The organism is Pseudomonas sp. MD195_PC81_125 (assembly GCF_014060985.1).
Taxonomy (GTDB): domain Bacteria; phylum Pseudomonadota; class Gammaproteobacteria; order Pseudomonadales; family Pseudomonadaceae; genus Aquipseudomonas; species Aquipseudomonas parakoreensis.
In genome coordinates, this window is sequence record NZ_JABULD010000357.1 from 1 (window position 1) to 22,104 (window position 22,104).

The window sequence follows — 22,104 nt, forward strand, 5'->3', positions numbered from 1 at the left end:
GCTCCCACAGGATCTGTAGCGAACACAAATGGTGTGACCACCTGAAAAACCTGTGGGAGCTGGCTTGCCAGCGATAGCTATATCAGCCGCGCAGACTAATGACTGGCCAGCCCCGCTTCTCGGCTTCGGCCCGCAGATTCGGATCCGGATCCACTGCCACCGGGTTCGCCACCTGCTCCAGCAGCGGCAGGTCATTCATCGAGTCGCTGTAGAAATAGCTGTCATCCAGCGAATGCCCGGTTTCCTCCAGCCAGCGATTCAGGCGCGTGACCTTGCCTTCGCGGAAGCACGGAATGTCGGTGCTGCGCCCGGTGTAGCGGCCATCGACCATCTCGCACTCGGTGGCGATCAGGGTTTCAACGCCCAGGCGCACGGCAATCGGCGCGGTGACGAAGCGGTTGGTTGCAGTGATGATCACCAGTTTGTCACCGGCGTCACGGTGCTGTTTCAGCAACTCCAGCGCCTTGGGCAGCATGATCGGCTCAATGCAGTCGCGCATGTAATCGTTATGCCACTGCTCAAGCACGGCCATTTCGGTGCGACCGAGAATCTCCAGGCAGAAGTTCAGGTACGCGGCGTTATCCAGCTGGCCGGCCAGGTAATCCTGATAGAACTCGTCGTTGCGCGTCTTGTACGCCACCGGATCGAGGAAGCCGCGTTCGCACAGATAGTCGCCCCAGGCGTGATCGCTGTCGCCGCCCAGAAGGGTGTTGTCCAAATCGAATAGAGCCAGGCGCATTGCAGTTACCCGCTGAAAAGTCAGTAAAAAGGCGACAAGAATACGGTCTTTTCACAAGAGTGCACATAAGGTAGGAACCTTCGTTGCCGCCTTATCAAGCTTTGTGGAACAATGCGGCGACATGCGTTTGCGAGGTTGTTGCCGTGATCGACCCCGATGGTTTCCGCCCCAATGTCGGGATCATTCTGACGAATGACGCCGGCCAGGTGCTATGGGCTCGCCGTATCAATCAAGATGCCTGGCAGTTTCCGCAAGGGGGAATCAACCCCGAGGAGACGCCGGAAGACGCCTTGTACCGCGAGCTGAACGAAGAAGTTGGCCTGGAACGTGAAGATGTTGAAATACTGGCCTGTACCCGGGGCTGGTTGCGCTATCGTTTGCCGCAACGTCTGGTGCGTACCCACAGCCAACCGCTGTGCATCGGCCAGAAACAGAAATGGTTTCTCCTGCGCCTGATCTCCAACGAGCAGCGGGTGCGGATGGATTTGACCGGTAAACCGGAGTTCGATGGCTGGCGCTGGGTCAGTTATTGGTATCCGTTGGGCCAGGTGGTGACATTCAAGCGCGAGGTGTATCGACGCGCCCTCAAAGAGCTTGCCCCGCGCCTTTTAGCGCGCGACTGACGACGGAGTTCGACCCCGAGCCATGCTCAATACGCTGCGCAAGATCGTCCAGGAAGTTAACTCCGCCAAGGATCTCAAGGCGGCGTTGGGGATTATTGTGTTGCGCGTCAAAGAGGCCATGGGCAGCCAGGTCTGCTCGGTCTACCTGCTTGATCCCGAGACCAACCGCTTCGTCCTGATGGCCACCGAGGGCTTGAACAAGCGCTCGATCGGCAAGGTCAGCATGGCACCCAACGAAGGTCTGGTGGGTCTGGTCGGCACGCGTGAAGAACCCCTGAACCTCGAAAACGCCGCGGATCACCCGCGCTACCGCTACTTCGCCGAGACCGGCGAGGAGCGCTACGCCTCCTTCCTCGGGGCGCCGATCATTCACCACCGCCGCGTCGTCGGCGTGTTGGTCATCCAGCAGAAAGAACGCCGCCAGTTCGATGAAGGTGAAGAAGCCTTCCTCGTGACCATGAGCGCGCAGCTCGCCGGCGTGATCGCCCACGCCGAGGCCACCGGTTCGATCCGTGGTCTGGGCCGTCAGGGCAAGGGCATTCAGGAAGCCAAGTTCGTCGGCGTACCGGGTTCGCCAGGTGCTGCGGTGGGTACCGCGGTGGTCATGCTGCCGCCAGCGGATCTGGACGTGGTGCCGGACAAGCACATCACTGACATCGACGCCGAACTGGCGCTGTTCAAGACCGCCATCGAAGGCGTGCGCGCCGACATGCGCGCCTTGTCCGCCAAACTTGCGACCCAGCTGCGTCCGGAAGAGCGCGCGCTCTTCGACGTCTACCTGATGATGCTCGACGATGCCTCGCTGGGCAGCGAAATCACCACCGTGATCAAGACCGGCCAGTGGGCCCAGGGCGCGTTGCGTCAGGTGGTCACTGAACACGTCAACCGTTTCGAACTGATGGACGACGCCTACCTGCGCGAGCGTGCGTCGGACGTCAAAGACCTCGGCCGGCGCCTGCTGGCTTACCTGCAGGAAGAGCGTCAGCAGAACCTGGTCTACCCGGAAAAAACCATTCTGGTCAGCGAAGAACTGACGCCGGCCATGCTCGGCGAGGTGCCGGAAGGCACGCTGGTCGGTCTGGTGTCGGTCCTCGGCTCGGGCAACTCCCACGTCGCGATCCTGGCCCGGGCCATGGGCATTCCGACGGTAATGGGCCTGGTCGATCTGCCGTACGCCAAGGTCGACGGCATCGAAGTGATCGTCGATGGTACCCGTGGCGAGGTCTACACCAACCCCGGCGACGTCCTGCGCAAGCAGTTCGCCGAGGTGGTTGAAGAAGAGAAACAACTGGCGCTGGGCCTCGACACCCTGCGTGATCTGCCGTGCGTGACCCTCGACGGGCACCGCATGCCGTTGTGGGTCAACACCGGTCTGCTGGCCGATGTGGCGCGGGCGCAGAAGCGCGGCGCCGAGGGCGTCGGCCTGTACCGCACCGAAGTGCCGTTCATGATCAACCAGCGCTTCCCGAGCGAGAAGGAGCAGCTGGCGATCTACCGCGAGCAGCTCGCCGCGTTCCACCCGCAACCGGTGACCATGCGCAGCCTGGACATCGGCGGCGACAAGTCGCTGTCGTACTTCCCGATCAAGGAAGACAACCCGTTCCTCGGCTGGCGCGGGATTCGCGTGACCCTCGACCACCCGGAAATCTTCCTGGTGCAGACCCGTGCGATGCTCAAGGCCAGCGAAGGCCTGAACAACCTGCGGATCCTGCTGCCGATGATCTCCGGCACTCACGAACTCGAAGAAGCCCTGCACCTGATCCACCGTGCCTGGGGCGAAGTGCGCGACGAAGGCACCGACGTGCCGATGCCGCCGATCGGGGTGATGATCGAGATTCCGGCGGCGGTGTATCAGACCAGGGAACTGGCGCGCCAGGTGGACTTCCTGTCGGTCGGCTCCAACGACCTGACCCAGTACCTGCTGGCGGTCGACCGCAACAACCCGCGAGTGGCCGATCTCTACGACTACCTGCACCCGGCGGTGCTGCAAGCCCTGCAGACTGTGGTGCGCGACGCGCATGCCGAGGGCAAGCCGGTGAGCATCTGCGGCGAAATGGCCGGTGATCCGGCAGCGGCGGTGCTGTTGATGGCGATGGGCTTCGACAGCCTGTCGATGAACGCCACCAACCTGCCGAAAGTGAAGTGGATGCTGCGTCAGATCAACCTGAGCAAGGCCAAGGATCTGCTGGCCGAGCTGATGACCATCGACAACCCGCAGGTTATCCACAGCTCGCTGCAACTGGCGCTGAAGAATCTCGGCTTGTCGAAGATGAATCCGCCGGCGGTCAACAAGGCCCTTTAAAAGGCTGATGGCCCTGTGGCGAGGGAGCTTGCTCCCGCTGGAGTGCGGAGCGCTCCCAATTCGGTCAATGAGATTCTTCTGAGAGATCGCATTGGCTGGGTTGCGGCTGCTTCGCACCCGAGCGGGAGCAAGCTCCCTCGCCACAATGGTTGCTCACTTTCAGGTATTGATCTCCACCTCCCCCAAATGCCCGCCATACGGCCCGAAACTGCGCTCGATCATCCGCCGCGTGCCGTCCGCCTGCACAATCAACGCCGTACTCGCCCGCGTCCCGTAACTCTGGCTGGCAATGAACACGCTCGACAGCAGTGATTCGGTCGCCAGCCCGACTCCGGTATCCGGCAGTTCGGCAAACGGTGCGGTTTGCGCATCGCCCAGCAACTCCAGCAACCGCGCAGGTTGTGGATCGTCCAGCACCGCGCTCAGGGCAGCCTTGGCCTTGAGCAACTTCGGCCACGGCGTATCCAGCCCGGCATTCGACAGACCGTAAACCCCGGGTTCGAGCATCACCGGTCCCGACGTCCGCGCATTGAAGTGCCACAGCTCATTGGGATTGCCCAGCAGCAGGTTGAACCCGGCGTACTCCGGCGAGCGCGCGACCACATCGCTTAAATAATCATCAATCGAAGCATCACCGGTGAGAAACCGCGCCACCAGCTCGCCCCTTGATTTACGCGCCGGAGGCTGGTGTGGATCGCGGATATTGGTCAGCGCGGCAAAGCGTCCGTTGGCGCCGATCCCCAGCCAGGTCCCGCCCGCCTCAAGATCGCGCCCGGCGTGCACGTGCGGCGCATCGGCCCATGGCGCCAGCGGCAGGCTCGGGCGGGCGTAGAACTCGTCACGGTTGGCCGCGACGATCAGCGGCTGGGCATGGCCCGGACGCCAGGCGAAAACGATCAGGCACATAAGGTGGTCCTTGTGTGTTTTCTGCTCACTCTACGCAGTCGGCGTCCGTGCATCCATCGCAAGTGGAGCCAAAGGGCATGCATCCGTTACCATGCCGCTCCGGTTTTGGGGATGCGTCTGGGAGACGGTCATGGAATTTCTGCTCTATCTGGCGTTGGGCGCCTGTGCGGGCGTGCTGGCCGGGCTGTTCGGGGTGGGCGGCGGGATCATTATTGTCCCGGTGCTGGTGTTCAGTTTTACCTTGCAGGGATTCGATCAGTCGATCCTCACGCATCTGGCGGTAGGGACATCGCTGGCGACCATCATCTTCACTTCGGTCAATGCCGTGCGTGAACACCATCGACGTGGTGCGGTGCGCTGGCCGATCTTCATGTGGATGACCGTGGGCATTCTGCTCGGCGCCGGTTTTGGGGCGCTGACCGCCGAGGCGATTTCCGGGCCGAACCTGCAGAAGATCATCGGCGTGTTCGCCTTGGTGATTGCCGTGCAACTGGCGCTGGAGGTCAAACCCAAGGCCAGTCGAACGGTGCCGGGCAAACTCGGTCTGACCGTGGCCGGCAGTGTGATTGGCTGGGCCTCGGCGATTTTCGGGATCGGCGGCGGCTCGCTGACCGTGCCGTTCCTGACCTGGCGCAGCGTGCCGATGCAGCAAGCCGTAGCGACGTCGTCGGCTTGTGGCCTGCCGATTGCGCTGGCCAGTGCCTTAAGTTTCATGATTCTGGGCTGGCATGATCCGTTGTTGCCGCCGCATAGTCTCGGTTTTGTTTATTTGCCGGCGCTGCTGGGCATTGCCCTGACCAGCATGGTGTTCGCCCGTCTCGGCGCGCGTCTGGCGCACAAGTTGTCGCCGCGCTTGCTGAAACGGCTGTTCGCCGCTTTGCTGTTCTGCGTGGGTCTGAATTTCCTGCTCTGAGCCTCTGGTTCAGAGCAGGCCGCAATCCTGGCTTAATCCTGAGGTGGCAGCGTCGCCCGGGAATTTTGGTTTCAACTCTAACGAGGAGTCGCAATGCTGCCTTACCCGCAGATCGACCCGGTGGCCCTGGCCATCGGTCCGCTGAAAATCCACTGGTACGGCCTGATGTACCTCGTCGGCATCGGCGGCGCATGGCTGCTGGCGTCGAGCCGGCTCAACCGTTTCGACCCGACCTGGACCAAGGAGAAGCTCTCCGATCTGGTGTTCTGGCTGTCGATGGGGGTGATTGTCGGTGGACGTCTGGGTTACGTGCTGTTCTATGACCTGAGTGCCTACATCGCCAACCCGACGCTGATTTTCGAAGTGTGGAAGGGTGGCATGTCGTTCCACGGCGGCTTCATCGGGGTGATGCTCGCCGCGCTGTGGTTCGGCAAGCGTAACGGCAAGACCTTCTTCCAGCTGATGGACTTCGTTGCGCCGATGGTGCCGATCGGTCTGGGCGCCGGGCGTATCGGCAACTTCATCAACGCCGAGCTGTGGGGCAAGCCGACCGACGTGCCGTGGGCGATGATCTTCCCGCCGTTCAGCGATCCGGCGCAGCTGCCGCGTCACCCGTCGCAGCTGTATCAGTTCGCGCTCGAAGGCGTCGCGCTGTTCCTGATCCTGTGGCTGTTCTCGCGTAAACCGCGTCCGACCATGGCGGTATCGGGCATGTTTGCGCTGTTCTACGGCATCTTCCGTTTCATCGTCGAGTTCGTCCGCGTCCCGGACGCGCAACTGGGCTACCTGGCCTGGAACTGGCTGACCATGGGTCAGGTGCTGTGCGTGCCGATGATCGTCGGCGGGCTGTTCCTGATCTGGCTGGCCTATCGTCGTGCGCCGGCGGCGCCGCTCGCGCCGACCGCTTAAACTACGAACCCCGGCGCGCGACGCCGGGGCTCAAAGGACACAGGTAACTCATGAAGCAATATCTCGAACTGGTCTCGCACGTCATTGCGAACGGCACCAAACAGGCCAACCGCACCGGCATCAACACCATCAGTTTCCCGGGTGCGATGCTGCGTTTCGATCTGCAGGAAGGTTTCCCGGCGATCACCACCCGCAAGATGGCCTTCAAATCGGCCATCGGCGAGATGTGCGGTTTTCTGCGTGGCGTGAACAACGCCGCTGAATTCCGTGCGCTGGGCTGCAAGGTCTGGGACCAGAACGCCAACGAAAACGCGCAGTGGCTGGCCAACCCGTTCCGTCAGGGCGAAGACGACCTCGGCGAAATCTACGGTGTGCAATGGCGCAAGTGGCCGGCGTACAAGCAGATCCCGCTGAGCAACACCGCCGCTATCGAACAAACCCTGAGCAACGGCTACAAGCAGATCGCCCAGGGTGAAGAAGACGGCCAGGCCTACGTGGTGCTGTACAAAGCCATCGATCAGGTGCGCCAGTGTGTCGACACGATCATCAAGGACCCGGGCAGCCGCCGCATTCTGTTCCACGGCTGGAACTGCGCCCAGCTCGATGAAATGGCCCTGCCGCCGTGCCATCTGCTGTACCAGTTCCACCCGAACGTCGAGACCAAGGAAATCTCTCTGACCCTGTACATCCGCTCCAATGACCTGGGTCTGGGCACGCCGTTCAACCTCACCGAAGGCGCCGCGCTGCTGAGCCTGATCGGGCGCCTGACCGGTTACACGCCGCGCTGGTTCACCTATTTCATCGGTGATGCACACGTCTACGAAAACCACCTGGACATGCTCAACGAACAGCTCAAGCGCGAGCCGTTCGCCATGCCAAAACTGAAAATCTCCGACCGCGTGCCGGAGTTTGCCAAGACCGGTGTGTACCAGCCGGAGTGGCTGGAGTTGGTGGAGCCGAGCGACTTCTCGCTGGAAGGCTATGAGCACCATGCGCCGATGACCGCGCCGATGGCGGTCTGATTCTGTTGCAGTCATGGCTTTGCCTGATTGCAAAAGAATCTAACAGACTGTCAACTCTGACAGGTGGCGAATAGATGAAAGGGTGTTTGACTGACCACTGCCAATCGGCCAGGTCGGCAAATGCCCTTTCTTTTTGGAGCTTCGCTATGTCACGCAATACAATCGGTCCACCCGGCGGGTTTTCGGAGCGCGCAGCGGGTTTTACCGCGCAGAGCTCAAGCGTTCAATTGTCCGGAGCGCCGTCTGTTGGCTGCGAGAGTAGTTCGGGGCTCATTCATTTCTTACCTTCCATTGCACCTTGGGGTTGCGTGATACCTGGTGAATTGCTTCGGGGCGCCCCGATTTTTGTTAATTCGCTGTTTTATCAGGTGTCTGTAAACAATCAGGACTTTCAGATCGGCGATCAAGTGCGGGTGCAAGGGCAGGTGCTTGAGGCCAGCGGAGAAAGCTTCCGGTTACCCTCTCAGACAGTCGAAGAATTCACCGATTTGCGTTTTCCTTTTTCCGACGCTGAAGCACTTGAGCTCGAAGGAAAAAGGGTCGAAATCTTCTATGTAATCACAAGAAACGGAGAAGCTTTGACTTCGCCGTCTCTGTTCGTCGACTTCGTTTTGCCACTGGTTCAAACCGGGCAGATTTCCATCGAGGGCGTATCGAATGGCCAGCTGGAGATTGATAAGTATCCAAATGGCCTGATTCTTACTGTTCCGAAGGTCTCGAACTTGCGAACCAATAACGCCATTGAAATTTATGTGCGCAGTGACCTTCAGGGCGGACCCGGCGCACAGAACTGGAGAGACTATCAACGCAAATTGACAGTCACTCCGGAATCACCTGTCCAGTTCCGCATTGAGCCAAGTGTGTATCAAGGGTTTCGTGGAGAGTCGATTTTTCTGTACGGCGGCTTCTTTCTAGGTGCTGGAATGGTCCCGGGGATCAGTTACGGTATGGGCCCCCAAGGCATACTGGAGTTCAAACTGATCTGATCAGTGTGGTGACAGGAGACAGGTGACTTAGTGGCCGTGGCTTCTGCCCACGTGCGAATGCTCAACCTCCGCCGCCACAACCCCGCCGCTGACCTCCAACCGCTGCAGGATCCCGCACTGATCCGCCCCCCGGCCCTTCGCCACAGCGTTGGCGCAGGTCGAGCAGTTGTGTCTGCAACGCCAGCAAGCCATCAATCCGCGCTTTCACATGCTGGATGTGCTCGTCGATCAGTGTATTGACGCTTGCACACTGATCCTGCGGGCTGTCACGCATGGCCAGCAGGCTGCGGATTTCTTCGAGGGTCATGTCGAGGGTGCGGCAGTTGCGGATGAACGTCAGGCGTTCGGCGTGGGCCTGGGTGTAGACGCGGTAGTTGCCATCGCTGCGGGCCGGTTCCGGCAGCAGGTGTTCCCGCTCGTAGTAGCGGATGGTTTCCACCGCGCAGTCGGTGAGTTTCGCCAGTTCTCCGATCTTCATGACGGCCATCTCCAAATGGGTGCTTGACCCTATAGTGGCTACAGGGTCTTTACTTGGCAACAGGCACCTTCATGGACGCGACCAATGAGCGATTCCCAGCACACCCACAAGCCCGGCGACGGGCACGATCATAGCCACAGCCATAAATTGCAGCCTGTGCATAAGCACGAACATGGCGGCGATTCCTGCTGCGGGTCGAAAGCCGCAGCACCGGCACCGGTTCATTCGCACGAAGATTCTTGCTGCTCGTCGACAGCGGCTGCGCCTGCGTTGGTGCAACTGAGCGAAAATACCAGCGCTGACGCCCGGTTGAGCAGTTTCCGCATCGAAGCGATGGACTGCCCGACCGAGCAGACGCTGATCCAGAACAAACTCGGCAAACTCGCTGGCGTGCAGCAGCTGGAATTCAACCTGATCAACCGCGTGCTCGGCGTGACCCACAATCTGCCTGACACCGCGCCGATTACCGAGGCGATCACCTCGCTGGGCATGCACGCCGAACCTTTGGAGGCGGGCGTCGAAGCCCCAGCCCCAGCGCCAGTGAAAAAGCACTGGTGGCCCTTGGCGTTGTCCGGCGTCGGCGCGCTGGCAGCGGAAGTGATCCACTTCACCAACGCTGCGCCGACCTGGGTGGTGGCGATCATTGCGCTGGTGTCGATCCTCAGCGGCGGCCTGACCACCTATAAAAAGGGTTGGATCGCCCTGAAGAACCGCAACCTCAACATCAACGCGCTGATGAGCATCGCGGTGACCGGTGCGGTGTTGATCGGGCAGTGGCCGGAAGCGGCGATGGTGATGTTCCTGTTTACCGTGGCCGAACTGATTGAGGCGCGCTCGCTGGATCGCGCGCGCAACGCCATCAGCGGCCTGATGCAGATGACCCCGGAACAGGCCACGGTGCAGCAGGCCGATGGCAACTGGGTCGAACAAGAGGTTAAAAGCGTCGAACTCGGCGCCCGCGTGCGGGTAAAACCCGGTGAGCGCATCGCCCTGGACGGTGAAGTGGTCAGCGGCAGTTCCACCATCGATCAGGCGCCGATCACCGGCGAAAGCCTGCCGGTGGAGAAAACCATCGGCGATAAAGTCTTTGCCGGCACCATCAACCAGGCCGGCTCGCTGGAATACACGGTGACTGCGGCGGCGAACAACTCGACCCTGGCGCGGATCATCCACGCCGTCGAGCAGGCGCAGGGTGCGCGGGCGCCGACGCAGCGCTTCGTCGATCAATTCTCGAAAATCTACACCCCGGTGGTGTTCGTGCTGGCGCTGGCCGTGGCGATCATTCCGCCGCTGTTCATGGGCGCGGTGTGGTTCGACTGGATCTACCGCGCGCTGGTGTTGCTGGTGGTGGCCTGCCCGTGCGCACTAGTGATCTCCACCCCGGTGACCATCGTCAGCGGCCTCGCGGCGGCGGCGCGCAAAGGGATTCTGGTCAAGGGCGGCGTGTACCTAGAGGGCGGTTTCAAGCTCGACTATCTGGCGCTGGACAAGACCGGCACCATCACTCACGGCAAACCGGTGCAGACCGATTACCTGTCGCTCGATCCGACCGCCGACGCCACTGCTCCGGCAATCGCTGCCGCACTGGCGGGGCGTTCCGATCATCCGGTGTCGCTGGCCATCGCCAATGCGGCTGTGGATAAAAACCTCGCCGTGCTCAGTGTGGATAACTTTGAAGCGCTGGCCGGTCGCGGCGTGAAAGGCCAGGTCAACGGTCAGACTTATCACCTGGGCAACCACCGTCTGGTCGAAGAGCTTGGCCTGTGCTCGCCGCAACTGGAAGAGAAGCTGTTTGCGCTGGAGAAACAGGGCAAGTCCGTAGTGTTGCTGCTCGACAGTTCTGGTCCGCTGGCGCTGTTCGCCCGTGGCTGATACGGTCAAGGAATCCAGCCGCGAAGCGATCCGCCAGTTGCATGCCCTGGGCGTGAAAACGTTGATGCTCACCGGCGACAACGTACACACCGCGCAGGCCATTGCGGCGCAGGTCGGCATCGACCAGGCAAAGGGCGACTTGCTACCGACCGACAAGCTGCAAGCCATCGAAGCACTTTATGCACAGGGTCATCGAGTGGGCATGGTCGGCGACGGTATCAACGACGCCCCGGCATTGGCGCGGGCCGAGATTGGTTTCGCCATGGCGGCGGCTGGTACCGACACCGCGATTGAAACCGCTGATGTCGCCCTGATGGACGACGATCTGCGCAAGATCCCCGCGTTCATCAGCCTGTCGCGCGACACCGCGAGCATCCTGAAACAGAACATCGCGTTGGCCCTGGTGATCAAGGCTATATTTCTTGGGGTAACCTTCGCCGGACTCGCCACCATGTGGATGGCGGTGTTTGCCGACATGGGCGTGAGCCTGCTGGTGGTGTTCAACGGTTTGCGCCTGCTGCGCAAATAAACGATGAGGGATGGTTGTGCTGAGTGCCGAGCTGAAAGCGTTTTATATGGTCGCCCGCCTGGGCAGCATGACGCTGGCGGCGAAAAAGCTCGGCCTCAGCCAACCCACCGTGACCACGCAGATCCGTAATCTGGAAAGTCAGTATTCGGTGGAGCTGTTCTACCGTGGCGGTCGCCGCCTGAGTGTCAGTGACGAAGGCGCGCGACTGCTGCCGATGGTCAGGGCGCTGTTGCAGCAGGAGGCCGACATCGAGTTCTTCCTGCGCAACAGCGGTCAGGTGCAGGGCACGTTGCGCATTGCTGCCACTGCGCCGTATTACATCCTCGATCTGGTGAAGACCTTCCGCGAGCGCCTGCCGCAGGTGGAAGTGTCGGTGGAAATCGGCAACTCGCAGCAGGTGCTCGAAGCGCTGGAGGATTACCGCGTCGATGTCGCGGCGTCGTCGCAGTTGCTCGAGGATGCGCGGTTGATTCGCCGGGTATTGGGTAGCGATCCGCTGGTGCTGGCGGTGCATCGCAACCATCCGCTGGCGGCGCAGGAGCATGTAGCGTTGAGTGCTTTGGCCGGTCATACCTTGCTGATGCGCGAGTCCGGTTCGACCACCCGCCGTTTGACCGAAGAGTTGCTGGAAAGCGCCGGGGTCAGTTTCGGGCCGTTGCTGGAGATCGGCAGCCGTGAGTCGATCCGCGAGGCGGTGCTGCGCAATATCGGCATCAGCATCATCGCCCGCCAGGAAGTGCCGCATGATCCGCAGTTGCGCGTGCTGACCATCGAGAATGCGCCGCAGATTCCCGAGTACCTCTATTGCCTCAAGGAGCGCAAGGGTGCGCGGTTGCCGGCGGCATTTCTTGGCCTGGCCCAGGAAATGTCCCCGGCCTGAACATCAAAAGATCGCAGCCTTCGGCAGCTCCTACGAGMRTTCCAATGTAGGAGCTGCCGCAGGTTGCGATCTTTTCACAGACGCCGCTTACGCGCCCGGGACGAAGTGCTTCTGCGCCGTACCGCGGGCGATCAGGCGCGAGATGTAGTCGAGCTTCTGCGCATCCTGGTCGACGAAACGGAATGTCAGTTGCAGCCAGTCGCTGTCGGCTTTCTGTTCGTGGGCAACGATGGCGTGCAGGTAGCCGTTGAGGCGGGCGATTTCGGCGTTGTCGCCCTGCTCCAGATCGAGCACGGCGCTGTCGAGAATCTGCGGCAGGGTCTCGGTGCGTTTCACCACCAACAGCGCTTCCTTGATGCTCAGGGCCTTGATCACGCATTGCTGGGGTGCCGCCCGGCAGGCGCAACTGGCCCTGGCCACGACCTCCGGCCGGGGCTTTGGAGGCGGCCGGAGCCTGGACTGGCGGGCTGTTGAGCAAGCCGCGGGACGGCGCCGCAGCAGGTGCCGCCGCAGCGGCAGGCTTGGCGAACGGATTGGCCGCCGCAGCGGCCGGCGCAGCACCGACCACTGCAGGCTTGCCACCGGTCAACGCGCTCAGGGAATCGTTGCCGAATGCCGAATTCATCTTGGTCGGCGCGCTGTTCATCAGGGTGTCGAGCTTGCCGACCTTGTTCAGCGCCTGCTTGACCTTGGTCAGCAGTTGCTCGTTGGTGAACGGCTTGCTGACGTAGCCGGAAACGCCGGCCTGAATCGCCTGCACCACGTTCTCTTTATCACCACGGCTGGTGACCATGATGAATGGCATGGTCTTGAGATTGTCCTGCTCGCGGCACCAGGTCAGCAGTTCAAGACCGGACATTTCCGGCATTTCCCAGTCGCACAGCACCAGGTCGAATGCTTCCTTGGCCAACATGGCCTGAGCCTTTTTGCCGTTGATGGCATCCTCGGTGCGGATCCCCGGGAAGTAATTACGCAGGCACTTTTTCACCAGGTCGCGAATGAACGAAGCGTCGTCCACGACCAACACACTGATCTTGCTCATCCAACACCCCTATAAAAATCCCGGCAAGCATAACGCTTTGCTGATGGCACATTGCCAACAATCTTCAGTCACGCCGGGACTTTTCGTTCGCGGGTGCTGCTTTTTAATTCGATTCTCTGCTCAAGCGCCATAAACAAAAACGCCCGGCCAAAGGGCCGGGCGCTTTTCTCAGGCAATCTTACTTATCGTCAGCATCGCCCGGAACATTAGCGGTTTCGCCGCTTGTGCCTTGAACTTCTTCTTTCATGCGTTTGAGGCCCAGGTGCCGCACATCGGTGCCGCGTACCAGGTAGATCACCAACTCCGAGATGTTGCGCGCGTGGTCGCCGATACGCTCCAGCGAACGCAGCACCCAGATGATGCTCAAAACCCGCGAAATAGAGCGCGGGTCTTCCATCATGTAGGTGGCCAGCTCACGCAGCGCGGTCTTGTATTCGCGGTCGATGACCTTGTCGTATTGCGCCACCGACAGGGCCAGATCGGCGTCGAAGCGGGCAAACGCGTCCAGCGCATCGCGCACCATGTTGCGCACCTGGTCGCCGATATGACGCACTTCGACATAGCCGCGCGGCGCTTCGCCTTCTTCGCACAGCTGGATGGCGCGGCGGGCAATCTTGGTCGCTTCGTCGCCGATGCGCTCCAGATCGATCACCGACTTGGAAATGCTGATGATCAGACGCAGGTCGGACGCCGCCGGCTGCCGACGGGCGAGAATGCGCAGGCATTCTTCGTCGATGTTGCGTTCCATCTGATTGATCTGGTCGTCGATCTCGCGCACCTGCTGAGCCAGGCCGGAGTCGGCCTCGATCAGTGCGGTGACCGCGTCGTTGACCTGCTTCTCGACCAGCCCGCCCATGGCCAGCAGGTGGCTGCGCACTTCTTCCAGTTCAGCGTTGAACTGCGCGGAGATGTGGTGGGTAAGGCCTTCTTTACTAATCATGGTGGCGTCCTTGGAGCGTCCGGTAAGGTGCGGCGGGCCGCAGCGTCAATTTCTGTGAGCAACCGCCATCTGCTAGCCGTAACGACCGGTGATGTAGTCTTCGGTCTGCTTCTTCGCCGGATTGGTGAACAGGGTGTCGGTGTCGCCGAATTCCACCAGTTTGCCCATGTACATGAACGCCGTGTAGTCGGAAACCCGCGCGGCCTGCTGCATGTTGTGGGTCACGATGACGATGGTGAACTTGGACTTCAGCTCGTAGATCAGCTCTTCGACTTTCAGGGTCGAGATCGGGTCGAGGGCCGAGCACGGCTCGTCGAGCAGCAACACTTCCGGCTCAACCGCGATGGTGCGGGCAATCACCAGACGCTGCTGCTGACCACCGGACAGGCCGAGTGCCGAGTCATGCAGACGGTCTTTGACCTCATCCCACAGCGCCGCGCCTTTCAGCGCCCACTCGACGGCTTCGTCGAGGATGCGCTTCTTGTTGATGCCTTGAATGCGCAAACCGTAGACCACGTTTTCGTAGATGGTCTTGGGGAACGGGTTGGGCTTCTGGAACACCATGCCCACGCGGCGACGCAATTCGGCGACGTCTTCACCCTTGCGGTAGATGTTGTTGCCGTACAGGTTGATCGCACCTTCGACACGGCAGCCGTCCACCAGGTCGTTCATGCGGTTGAAGGTGCGCAGCAGCGTGGACTTGCCGCAGCCGGACGGGCCGATGAACGCGGTCACGCGCTGTTTCGGGATGTTCATGCTGACGTCGAACAGCGCCTGCTTCTCACCGTAGAACAGGCTCAGGCCCGGGACTTCAATGGCCACCGTTTCCTGCTCGAGGCTCAGGCTCTGCTTGTCGCGACCCAGGGCCGACATGTTGATGCCGTGGGTATGTGTTTCGTGCTGCATGGGAGGCTCCCTGTGCTAACAAATTCGGTTCGGTTTTTGTGGGAGCCAGCCTGCTGGCGATTCAGGCGCTGCGGTTTGTCTATGAAACCGCGGTGATGCCTTCGCGAGCAGGCTCGCTCCCACATAGAAATCAGTGCTGCAAAATCAGCTGTCCAGTGCTTTGTATTTTTCGCGCAGGTGGTTACGAATCCACACTGCCGACAGGTTCAACGTGGCGATCACCAGCACCAGCAGCAACGCCGTGGCGTACACCAACGGCCGTGCCGCTTCGACGTTCGGGCTCTGGAAGCCGACGTCATAGATGTGGAAGCCCAGGTGCATGATCTTCTGGTCCAGGTGCAGGTACGGGTAATTGCCGTCCACTGGCAGCGACGGTGCCAGTTTCACTACACCCACCAGCATCAGCGGCGCCACTTCACCGGCGGCGCGAGCCACGGCGAGGATCATGCCGGTCATCATGGCCGGGCTGGCCATTGGCAGGACGATCTTCCACAGCGTCTCGGCCTTGGTCGCGCCCAGTGCCAGCGAGCCTTCACGGACGGTACGCGGGATACGCGCCAGACCTTCCTCGGTCGCCACGATCACCACCGGCACCGCCAGCAGCGCCAGAGTCAACGAAGCCCAGAGCAAACCCGGTGTGCCGAACGTCGGCGCCGGCAGCGCTTCAGGGAAGAACAGACGGTCGACCGATCCACCCAGCACGTAGACGAAGAAGCCCAGACCGAACACGCCGTAGACGATCGCCGGCACACCGGCGAGGTTGTTCACCGCGATGCGGATCACTCGGGTCAGGGTGTTCTGCTTGGCGTATTCACGCAGGTACACCGCCGCCAGCACGCCGAACGGGGTGACGATCATTGCCATGATCAGAGTCATCATCACGGTGCCGAAAATCGCCGGGAAGATCCCGCCTTCAGTGTTCGCTTCACGCGGGTCATCCGAGAGGAACTCCCAGACCTTGCCGAAGTAGAAACCGATCTTGGTCATCGTGCCCATGGCGTTCGGCTGGTAAGCGTGAACCACTTTGCCCAGGCTGATTTCGATCTCTTTGCCGTTGGCATCGCGGGCGGTCAACGCGTCGCGGTTGAACTGCGCATGCAGATCGCTCAGGCGTGCTTCGACATCCTGATAACGCGCGTTCAGCTCGGCACGCTCGGCGTCCATGTCCGCTTGCGCGGTGGCGTCGAGCTTGCCGTCCAGTTCCAGTTTGCGCCCGTGCAGACGGATGCGTTCCAGCCCTGCGTTGATCGCACCGATGTCAGTCTTTTCCAGCGATTTGAGCTGTGCAGCCAGGCCGTTCACCCGGTTGATCCGCGCTTGCAGCTCAGGCCACGCCGCTTCACCTTCGGCGATGACCTTGCCGTCCTGTTTGACGTTGACCAGGTAGCCGTAGAAGTTGCCCCACTCGCGACGCTCGATTGCCATCAGTTCCGGCGGCGTGGTCTGCTTGGTCAGCCACTCGCCGACCACCCAGGTGAAGTCGTTGCCGTTGAGGTCACGGTTGCCGACCTTGATCAGCTCGCGGGTCATGAATTCCGGGCCCTGATCAGGCACCGGCAGGCCGGCGCTTTTCAGGCGTGCGCGCGGTACTTCTTCTTTCTGTACCACTTCGCCGATGACCAGGTGATTGGCCTGGCCCGGTACGTCGTAGCTGGCGTGGATCAGGTCCGCCGGCCAGAAGTGACCCAGACCGCGCACGGCAATCACCGCCAGCAGGCCAATGGTCATGATGACCGCGATGGACACCGCGCCACCGCTGATCCAGACGCCCGGGGCGCCGCTCTTGAACCATCCATTCAGGGAGTTCTGTTTCACAGACTTCTACCTTTCTTAAAGCGACGAGTATTTCTTGCGCAGACGCTGACGAATCAGTTCTGCCAGGGTGTTCATGACGAAGGTGAACAACAGCAGCACCAGCGCCGAGAGGAACAGCACGCGGTAGTGGCTGCCGCCGACTTCCGACTCAGGCATTTCCACCGCGACGTTGGCGGCCAGGGTGCGCAGGCCTTCGAACAGGTTCATTTCCATGACCGGGGTGTTACCCGTGGCCATCAGCACGATCATGGTTTCGCCGACCGCACGGCCCATGCCGATCATCAGCGCCGAGAAAATGCCCGGGCTGGCGGTGAGGATCACCACGCGGGTCATGGTCTGCCACGGCGTGGCACCGAGCGCCAGGGAACCGAGGGTCAGGCCACGCGGCACGCTGAACACGGCGTCTTCGGCAATCGAGTAGATGTTCGGGATCACCGCAAAACCCATCGCCAGACCGACCACCAGAGCGTTGCGCTGGTCGTAGGTGATGCCCAGGTCGTGGGAGATCCACATGCGCATGTCACCGCCGAAGAACCAGTTCTCCATGTACGGGCTCATGTACAGCGACAACCAACCGACAAACAGAATCACCGGAATCAGCAGTGCACTCTCCCAGCCATCCGGGACTTTCAGGCGGATTGATTCAGGCAGGCGACTGAAGGTGAAACCGGCCACCAGAATGCCGATCGGCAAAAGCATCAGCAGGCTGAAGATGCCCGGCAGATGCCCTTCCACATACGGGGCGAGGAACAGACCGGCGAAGAACCCAAGGATCACCGTCGGCATCGCTTCCATCAGCTCGATCACCGGCTTGACCTTGCGGCGCATGCCCGGGGCCATGAAATACGCAGTGTAGATCGCAGCAGCAACCGCCAGCGGTGCCGCCAGCAGCATCGCGTAGAACGCGGCTTTCAGGGTACCGAAGGTCAGTGGCGAGAGGCTCAGTTTCGGTTCGAAATCGGTGTTGGCCGCCGTCGATTGCCAGACGTATTTAGGCTCGTCGTAGTTCTCGTACCAGACCTTGCTCCACAACGCGCTCCACGACACTTCCGGGTGCGGGTTGTCGAGCAGCAGCGGTTGCAGCTTGCCGCCCGCCTCGACGATCACTCGGTTGGCGCGCGGCGACAGGCCGAACAGGCCCTGACCTTCGGCCACCGGCTCGACCAGCAACGTGCGGTGCGCGGTGCTGTGGAACACACCGAGCTTGCCGCTGGCATCGAGGGCCACGAAGCCCTTGCGACGCTCTTCGGCAGTGATTTCAACGATCGGCGTGGTGCCCATCTGGAAGGTACGGATCTGCTTCAGGCGCAGTTCGCCATCGGTGTCACGGGCCATGAACCACTGGGCCAGGCCACCCTTGGAGTCACCGATGATCAGCGAGATGCCACCCACCAGTTGCGTGCTCGCAGTGACTTCGGCGTCAGCGTTTTCCAGCAGTTTGTAGCGACCGTTGAGGCTCTTGTCGCGCAGGCTGAACACGTCGGCCTGGGCGCGCCCGTTGACCACGTACAGCCATTGCTGGCGCGGGTCGACGAAGATGTTTTTCACCGGCTCGGTCATCTGCGGCAGTTCGATACGCTTCTGCTCGTTGGTGACTTCGCCGGTCATCATGTTTTCTTCGCTGGTCAGCGCCAGCACATTGAGTTGCGCACCAGTCGAACCGACCAGCATCAGCGTCGAATCGGTAGCGTTGAGGCTCACATGTTCCAGCGCCCCGCCGCTCTCGTTCACAGCGATCGGCGCTTCGCCGTACGGGTATTCGATGGCCGGTGTGATGGTTTTCTTGCCATCGGGGTAGCTGACTTTATAGGTGTGACGGAACACCAGCGCCTGGCCATTGGACAGGCCCACCGCTACCAGCGGATGACCAGGCTGATCTTCGCCAATGGAAGTGACGGTCGCGCCAGCAGGAACCGGCAGATCGACGCGCTTCAATTCAGCGCCACTGTCGATGTCGAAGAACAGTGCCTGGCCCTTGTCGGAAACGCGCATCGCCACCTGATTCTGCTCTTCGAGCGAAATCATCAGCGGCTTGCCGGCGTCCTGCATCCAGGCTGGGGTAATGGCATCTTTCGCGGTCAGGCTGGCACCCTGGAACAACGGGGCAACGACGTAGGCGAGGAAGAAGAAGATCAGCGTGATGGCTGCCAGCACCGCCAGCCCGCCAACGAGGACGTACCAGCGGGTGAAGCGATCCTTGAGCGCGCGAATGCGGCGCTTGCGTTGCAACTCAGGCGTATTGAAGTCAATGCGCTTGGGAGGGTTCGTAGTCATTTTGGAATTGGCCAGATCATTCATGCGCACACCCTAGCGATCCTGTATGACAGAAAGATGACAATGCAGTGACGCAGCAAATCCGCCGCCAGCAGGGCACTGGCAGTGGATAAAAGAATTCGGGGAGTGTGGGGCGAACTTGCTCGCGAAAGTGCCGGTTCTGAAGGCCGCTTCGCGAGCAGGCTCGCTCCCACATGAGTCAGGCGGGGTTTACCCCTGACTCAGTTTGTTACTTTTTTGCGACTTCAGCGCCGCCTTCCTGCAGACCCAGGTCAGCCAGTGCTTTTGCAGCAACCTTGGCTGGCAGCGGGATGTAGCCGTCTTTCACCACCACTTCCTGGCCCTGTTTGGACAGAACCAGTTTCACGAACTCGGCTTCCAGCGGGGCCAGAGGCTTGTTCGGGGCCTTGTTCACGTAAACGTAGAGGAAGCGCGACAGAGGGTACTTGCCGTTCAGGGCGTTTTCTTCGGTGTCTTCGATGAAGTCAGTGCTGCCTTTCTTCGACAGAGCAACAGTCTTCACGCTGGCAGTCTTGTAGCCGATGCCCGAGTAGCCGATGCCGTTCAGCGAGGAGCTGATCGACTGCACAACCGACGCCGAACCTGGTTGTTCGTTGACGTTAGGCTTGTAGTCGCCTTTGCACAGGGCTTCTTCCTTGAAGTAACCGTAGGTGCCGGATACCGAGTTACGACCGAACAGTTGCACTGGCTTGTTGGCCAGGTCGCCGGTCACACCCAGGTCGCCCCAGGTTTTCACATCGGCTTTGGCGCCGCACAGACGGGTGGACGAGAAGATCGCGTCAACCTGTTCCATGGTCAGGTGCTGGATCGGGTTGTCCTTGTGCACGAACACCGCCAGGGCGTCCACGGCCACCGGAATAGCGGTTGGCTTGTAGCCGTATTTCTGTTCGAAGGCCGCCAGTTCGGTGTCCTTCATCTTGCGGCTCATCGGGCCCAGGTTGGAGGTGCCTTCGGTCAGCGCAGGTGGCGCGGTGGCGGAGCCAGCAGCCTGAATCTGGATGTTTACGTTCGGATATTCTTTCTTGTAGTTCTCAGCCCACAGGGTCATGAGGTTGGCCAGGGTATCGGAACCGACGCTGGACAGGTTGCCCGACACACCAGTGGTCTTGGTGTAGCTCGGGATAGCAGGGTCAACAGCGGCGAACGCGTTGGCAGTCGCAACGCCAGCAGCGACAAAAGTCATTGCCGCCATCAAACGCTTCAGTTTCATGCCTTACTCCTAGCAGATAGGGTGTGTTAAGTCGGGGCCAAGTATCAGCAGGCCGTGTGAACACTCTATGGCTGAAATATGACAATTGGATGAAAGGCCAGCATGGGCGCGGCACAAAAAAATGAAACTCTTCCAAGGTTGACAAATCAATACCAAAAGATAGTCTTGTCAACCACGAGAGGGCACCATGATAAACGACCGAATTCGTCGCGCACGCCTGCAGCGAGGGCTAACCCTTGATGCTCTGGCCATCCAGCTCGGCGACATAACCAAACAAGCTTTGAGCAAATATGAGAAGGGGTTGAGCACCCCGAACTCCACTCGCCTGCTGCAACTAGCTAAAGCACTGCAGGTCAATCCTGAGTACTTTTTCCGCTCAGAAGCGATACCTTTGGCACCTCTGGAATTTCGTAAGCTAGCCAAGATGCCCAAGTATCGCCAGGCCCAAGTAGAAGAAAAAATTCGAGAGCACCTCGAGCGATACATCGCCCTAGAGGAATGTTTCGATCCCGCAGACATCAACACCCCTGTCACTCCCGCACAAATGATTGCAGTCTCCTCTATTGATGAAGCCGAGCTAGCGGCTGAGGAGCTTCGCCAATTCTGGGGAATTGGCACTGACCCCATTGCCAACCTCACCGAACAGCTGGAAGAGCACAGCATCAAGATTGCAATGCTCAATGGCCCAGACGATTTCGATGGTGCCTGTGCTACAACTGGCGACGGGAAGCATGTCCTAATTGCGTTGAATGCTGATCGCCCAGGCGAACGAATCAGGTTTACTGCCGCCCATGAGCTCGGTCATTGGGTGATGGCATTGCCAGAGGAGATGTCTGAAAAGGATAAAGAAAATTGCTGCCATCGTTTCGCAGGGGCGTTTCTGTATCCAGCCAAAAGCGTTACTGGCGATTTCGGCAGCCATCCTCGCACCAGGGTTCATCCACAAGAACTACTGATTGCCAAGCGGCAATACGGAATATCGATGCATGCCGCCCTGAGACGACTGAAGGATCTGAAGCTACTCAGCGAAGGTGGTTATAAATCCCTCACTATTCAATTCAGTGCCAAAGGCTGGCGAAAGTCGGAACCTGAGCCGATGCCGTGCAAACCGCCGCAAAGGTTTGAGTCGTTTAGCATTTTGGGCACTGGCAGAAGGGCTGATTACCAAATCCCGGGCTGCCGAACTCTTGCGCAAGCCAGTAAAAGCCCTGGACCCAAGTTTCCTGGGCTCATCGGAGAGTGCATGAGCCTTATCTACATCAGTGATACGAATATCTGGATCGATTTCAGAAATGCCGGATTACTGGAGCAGATGTTTAGATTGCCCTTCACATTGTGTTGTACTGACTTCGTAATGCATGAACTTGAAGACTTCCCACATGACGAATTGCTTGATCAAGGTCTGATAGTCGAATCACTCGATGACGCCAGTGTCATGCGGTTATATGGTTTACGAATCGAACACAACAACAGTTCGCTGGCCGATGTGTCTTGTTACCTGCTGGCACAGCAAACACGTCGCCCTTTACTCACCGGAGATGGCAAACTGAGGCGCCAGGCACAGCGAGACGGACTCCAAGTACACGGAGCTCTTTGGTTACTGGATTTGATGGTTGAACATCACGTCATCGAAAGACTGCATGCAGCAGAAGCCTTGGCCCACATGCTTGAGCATGGAGCTCGACTCCCGGCTAGCGAGTGTGAAACAAGGCTCTCACGCTGGCGAGAGCCCTAAAT

Annotated in this window: 15 protein-coding genes and 3 pseudogenes; 9 read left to right on the forward strand and 9 right to left on the reverse strand. The window is 60.2% G+C overall.

The window, feature by feature from the left end; genetic code table 11:
- Positions 1 to 82: 82 nt before the first annotated feature.
- Positions 83 to 739, reverse strand: coding sequence for an HAD family phosphatase (locus HT737_RS14970; RefSeq protein WP_047297181.1), 657 nt, complete (start codon positions 737 to 739; stop codon positions 83 to 85).
- A 143-nt stretch (positions 740 to 882) separates the two neighbouring features.
- Between HT737_RS14970 and HT737_RS14975 the strand changes: the two genes are divergently transcribed.
- Entirely contained in the window at positions 883 to 1,362 is a 480-nt protein-coding gene (locus HT737_RS14975; RefSeq protein ID WP_003229203.1) for an RNA pyrophosphohydrolase, read from the forward strand.
- A gap of 22 nt (positions 1,363 to 1,384) precedes the next feature.
- The gene (ptsP, locus tag HT737_RS14980) at positions 1,385 to 3,664 is read left to right on the forward strand and encodes a phosphoenolpyruvate--protein phosphotransferase (RefSeq protein WP_041072165.1); all 2,280 of its coding nucleotides are present in this window, start codon (positions 1,385 to 1,387) and stop codon (positions 3,662 to 3,664) included.
- A gap of 159 nt (positions 3,665 to 3,823) precedes the next feature.
- Here ptsP and HT737_RS14985 read toward each other — a convergent pair whose 3' ends face one another.
- The gene (locus HT737_RS14985) at positions 3,824 to 4,570 is read right to left on the reverse strand and encodes an NRDE family protein (protein ID WP_182403079.1); all 747 of its coding nucleotides are present in this window, start codon (positions 4,568 to 4,570) and stop codon (positions 3,824 to 3,826) included.
- 130 nt (positions 4,571 to 4,700) lie between these two features.
- Here HT737_RS14985 and HT737_RS14990 point away from each other — a divergent pair, with 130 nt between their 5' ends.
- From HT737_RS14990 to HT737_RS15005, 4 genes are all read left to right on the forward strand, one after another.
- On the forward strand, positions 4,701 to 5,483 hold the full coding sequence (locus HT737_RS14990) for a sulfite exporter TauE/SafE family protein (RefSeq protein ID WP_047297179.1): 783 nt from the start codon (positions 4,701 to 4,703) through the stop codon (positions 5,481 to 5,483).
- A gap of 93 nt (positions 5,484 to 5,576) precedes the next feature.
- On the forward strand, positions 5,577 to 6,392 hold the full coding sequence (gene lgt, locus HT737_RS14995; protein ID WP_007965581.1) for a prolipoprotein diacylglyceryl transferase: 816 nt from the start codon (positions 5,577 to 5,579) through the stop codon (positions 6,390 to 6,392).
- Positions 6,393 to 6,442: 50 nt separating this feature from the next.
- The gene (locus HT737_RS15000) at positions 6,443 to 7,414 is read left to right on the forward strand and encodes a thymidylate synthase (RefSeq protein WP_095668082.1); all 972 of its coding nucleotides are present in this window, start codon (positions 6,443 to 6,445) and stop codon (positions 7,412 to 7,414) included.
- A gap of 146 nt (positions 7,415 to 7,560) precedes the next feature.
- A complete protein-coding gene (locus HT737_RS15005) occupies positions 7,561 to 8,400 on the forward strand; it encodes a hypothetical protein (RefSeq protein ID WP_182403081.1) in 840 nt (279 codons plus the stop codon).
- Positions 8,401 to 8,427: 27 nt separating this feature from the next.
- Here the strand turns inward: HT737_RS15005 and cadR are convergent.
- Positions 8,428 to 8,878, reverse strand: a pseudogene (gene cadR, locus HT737_RS15010) (Cd(II)/Pb(II)-responsive transcriptional regulator).
- An 84-nt stretch (positions 8,879 to 8,962) separates the two neighbouring features.
- Between cadR and HT737_RS15015 the strand changes: the two are divergent.
- A pseudogene (locus HT737_RS15015) lies at positions 8,963 to 11,279 on the forward strand (heavy metal translocating P-type ATPase).
- Between the two features lie 16 nt (positions 11,280 to 11,295).
- Positions 11,296 to 12,159 (forward strand): LysR family transcriptional regulator, encoded by an 864-nt coding sequence (locus HT737_RS15020; protein ID WP_182403085.1) that lies wholly within the window; start codon positions 11,296 to 11,298, stop codon positions 12,157 to 12,159.
- A gap of 87 nt (positions 12,160 to 12,246) precedes the next feature.
- Here HT737_RS15020 and HT737_RS15025 read toward each other — a convergent pair.
- The 6 genes and pseudogenes from HT737_RS15025 to HT737_RS15050 all read right to left on the reverse strand — a co-directional run bounded on the left by HT737_RS15025 (position 12,247) and on the right by HT737_RS15050 (position 20,367).
- A pseudogene (locus tag HT737_RS15025) lies at positions 12,247 to 13,201 on the reverse strand (response regulator).
- A gap of 178 nt (positions 13,202 to 13,379) precedes the next feature.
- Positions 13,380 to 14,141: a phosphate signaling complex protein PhoU gene (gene phoU / locus HT737_RS15030; protein WP_007962290.1), complete on the reverse strand. Its 762-nt coding sequence runs from the start codon at positions 14,139 to 14,141 to the stop codon at positions 13,380 to 13,382.
- 72 nt (positions 14,142 to 14,213) lie between these two features.
- Entirely contained in the window at positions 14,214 to 15,047 is an 834-nt protein-coding gene (pstB, locus tag HT737_RS15035) for a phosphate ABC transporter ATP-binding protein PstB (protein WP_007962289.1), read from the reverse strand.
- 144 nt (positions 15,048 to 15,191) lie between these two features.
- The gene (gene pstA / locus HT737_RS15040) at positions 15,192 to 16,862 is read right to left on the reverse strand and encodes a phosphate ABC transporter permease PstA (RefSeq protein WP_041071636.1); all 1,671 of its coding nucleotides are present in this window, start codon (positions 16,860 to 16,862) and stop codon (positions 15,192 to 15,194) included.
- Positions 16,863 to 16,877: 15 nt separating this feature from the next.
- Positions 16,878 to 18,911 carry an ABC transporter permease subunit gene (locus HT737_RS15045; protein WP_182403087.1) on the reverse strand — a complete coding sequence of 678 codons (2,034 nt, stop codon included), beginning with the start codon at positions 18,909 to 18,911 and terminating at the stop codon, positions 16,878 to 16,880.
- A 454-nt stretch (positions 18,912 to 19,365) separates the two neighbouring features.
- Complete coding sequence (locus HT737_RS15050; protein WP_034152107.1) at positions 19,366 to 20,367, reverse strand: phosphate ABC transporter substrate-binding protein PstS; 1,002 nt, start codon at positions 20,365 to 20,367, stop codon at positions 19,366 to 19,368.
- Between the two features lie 187 nt (positions 20,368 to 20,554).
- Here HT737_RS15050 and HT737_RS15055 point away from each other — a divergent pair, with 187 nt between their 5' ends.
- Positions 20,555 to 22,102: a helix-turn-helix domain-containing protein gene (locus HT737_RS15055; protein WP_306287216.1), complete on the forward strand. Its 1,548-nt coding sequence runs from the start codon at positions 20,555 to 20,557 to the stop codon at positions 22,100 to 22,102.
- The last annotated feature ends 2 nt before the right edge of the window (positions 22,103 to 22,104 follow it).

Coding starts and splice junctions, on each gene's coding strand:
- HT737_RS15050 (WP_034152107.1), bottom strand. CDS start 20,367: ATGAAACTGAAGCGTTTGATGGCGGCAATGACTTTTGTCGCTGCTGGC.
- HT737_RS14990 (WP_047297179.1), top strand. CDS start 4,701: ATGGAATTTCTGCTCTATCTGGCGTTGGGCGCCTGTGCGGGCGTGCTG.
- HT737_RS14970 (WP_047297181.1), bottom strand. CDS start 739: ATGCGCCTGGCTCTATTCGATTTGGACAACACCCTTCTGGGCGGCGAC.
- HT737_RS15000 (WP_095668082.1), top strand. CDS start 6,443: ATGAAGCAATATCTCGAACTGGTCTCGCACGTCATTGCGAACGGCACC.
- HT737_RS15055 (WP_306287216.1), top strand. CDS start 20,555: ATGATAAACGACCGAATTCGTCGCGCACGCCTGCAGCGAGGGCTAACC.
- HT737_RS15045 (WP_182403087.1), bottom strand. CDS start 18,911: ATGCAGGACGCCGGCAAGCCGCTGATGATTTCGCTCGAAGAGCAGAAT.
- HT737_RS15005 (WP_182403081.1), top strand. CDS start 7,561: ATGTCACGCAATACAATCGGTCCACCCGGCGGGTTTTCGGAGCGCGCA.
- lgt (WP_007965581.1), top strand. CDS start 5,577: ATGCTGCCTTACCCGCAGATCGACCCGGTGGCCCTGGCCATCGGTCCG.
- HT737_RS14985 (WP_182403079.1), bottom strand. CDS start 4,570: ATGTGCCTGATCGTTTTCGCCTGGCGTCCGGGCCATGCCCAGCCGCTG.
- phoU (WP_007962290.1), bottom strand. CDS start 14,141: ATGATTAGTAAAGAAGGCCTTACCCACCACATCTCCGCGCAGTTCAAC.
- pstB (WP_007962289.1), bottom strand. CDS start 15,047: ATGCAGCACGAAACACATACCCACGGCATCAACATGTCGGCCCTGGGT.
- ptsP (WP_041072165.1), top strand. CDS start 1,385: ATGCTCAATACGCTGCGCAAGATCGTCCAGGAAGTTAACTCCGCCAAG.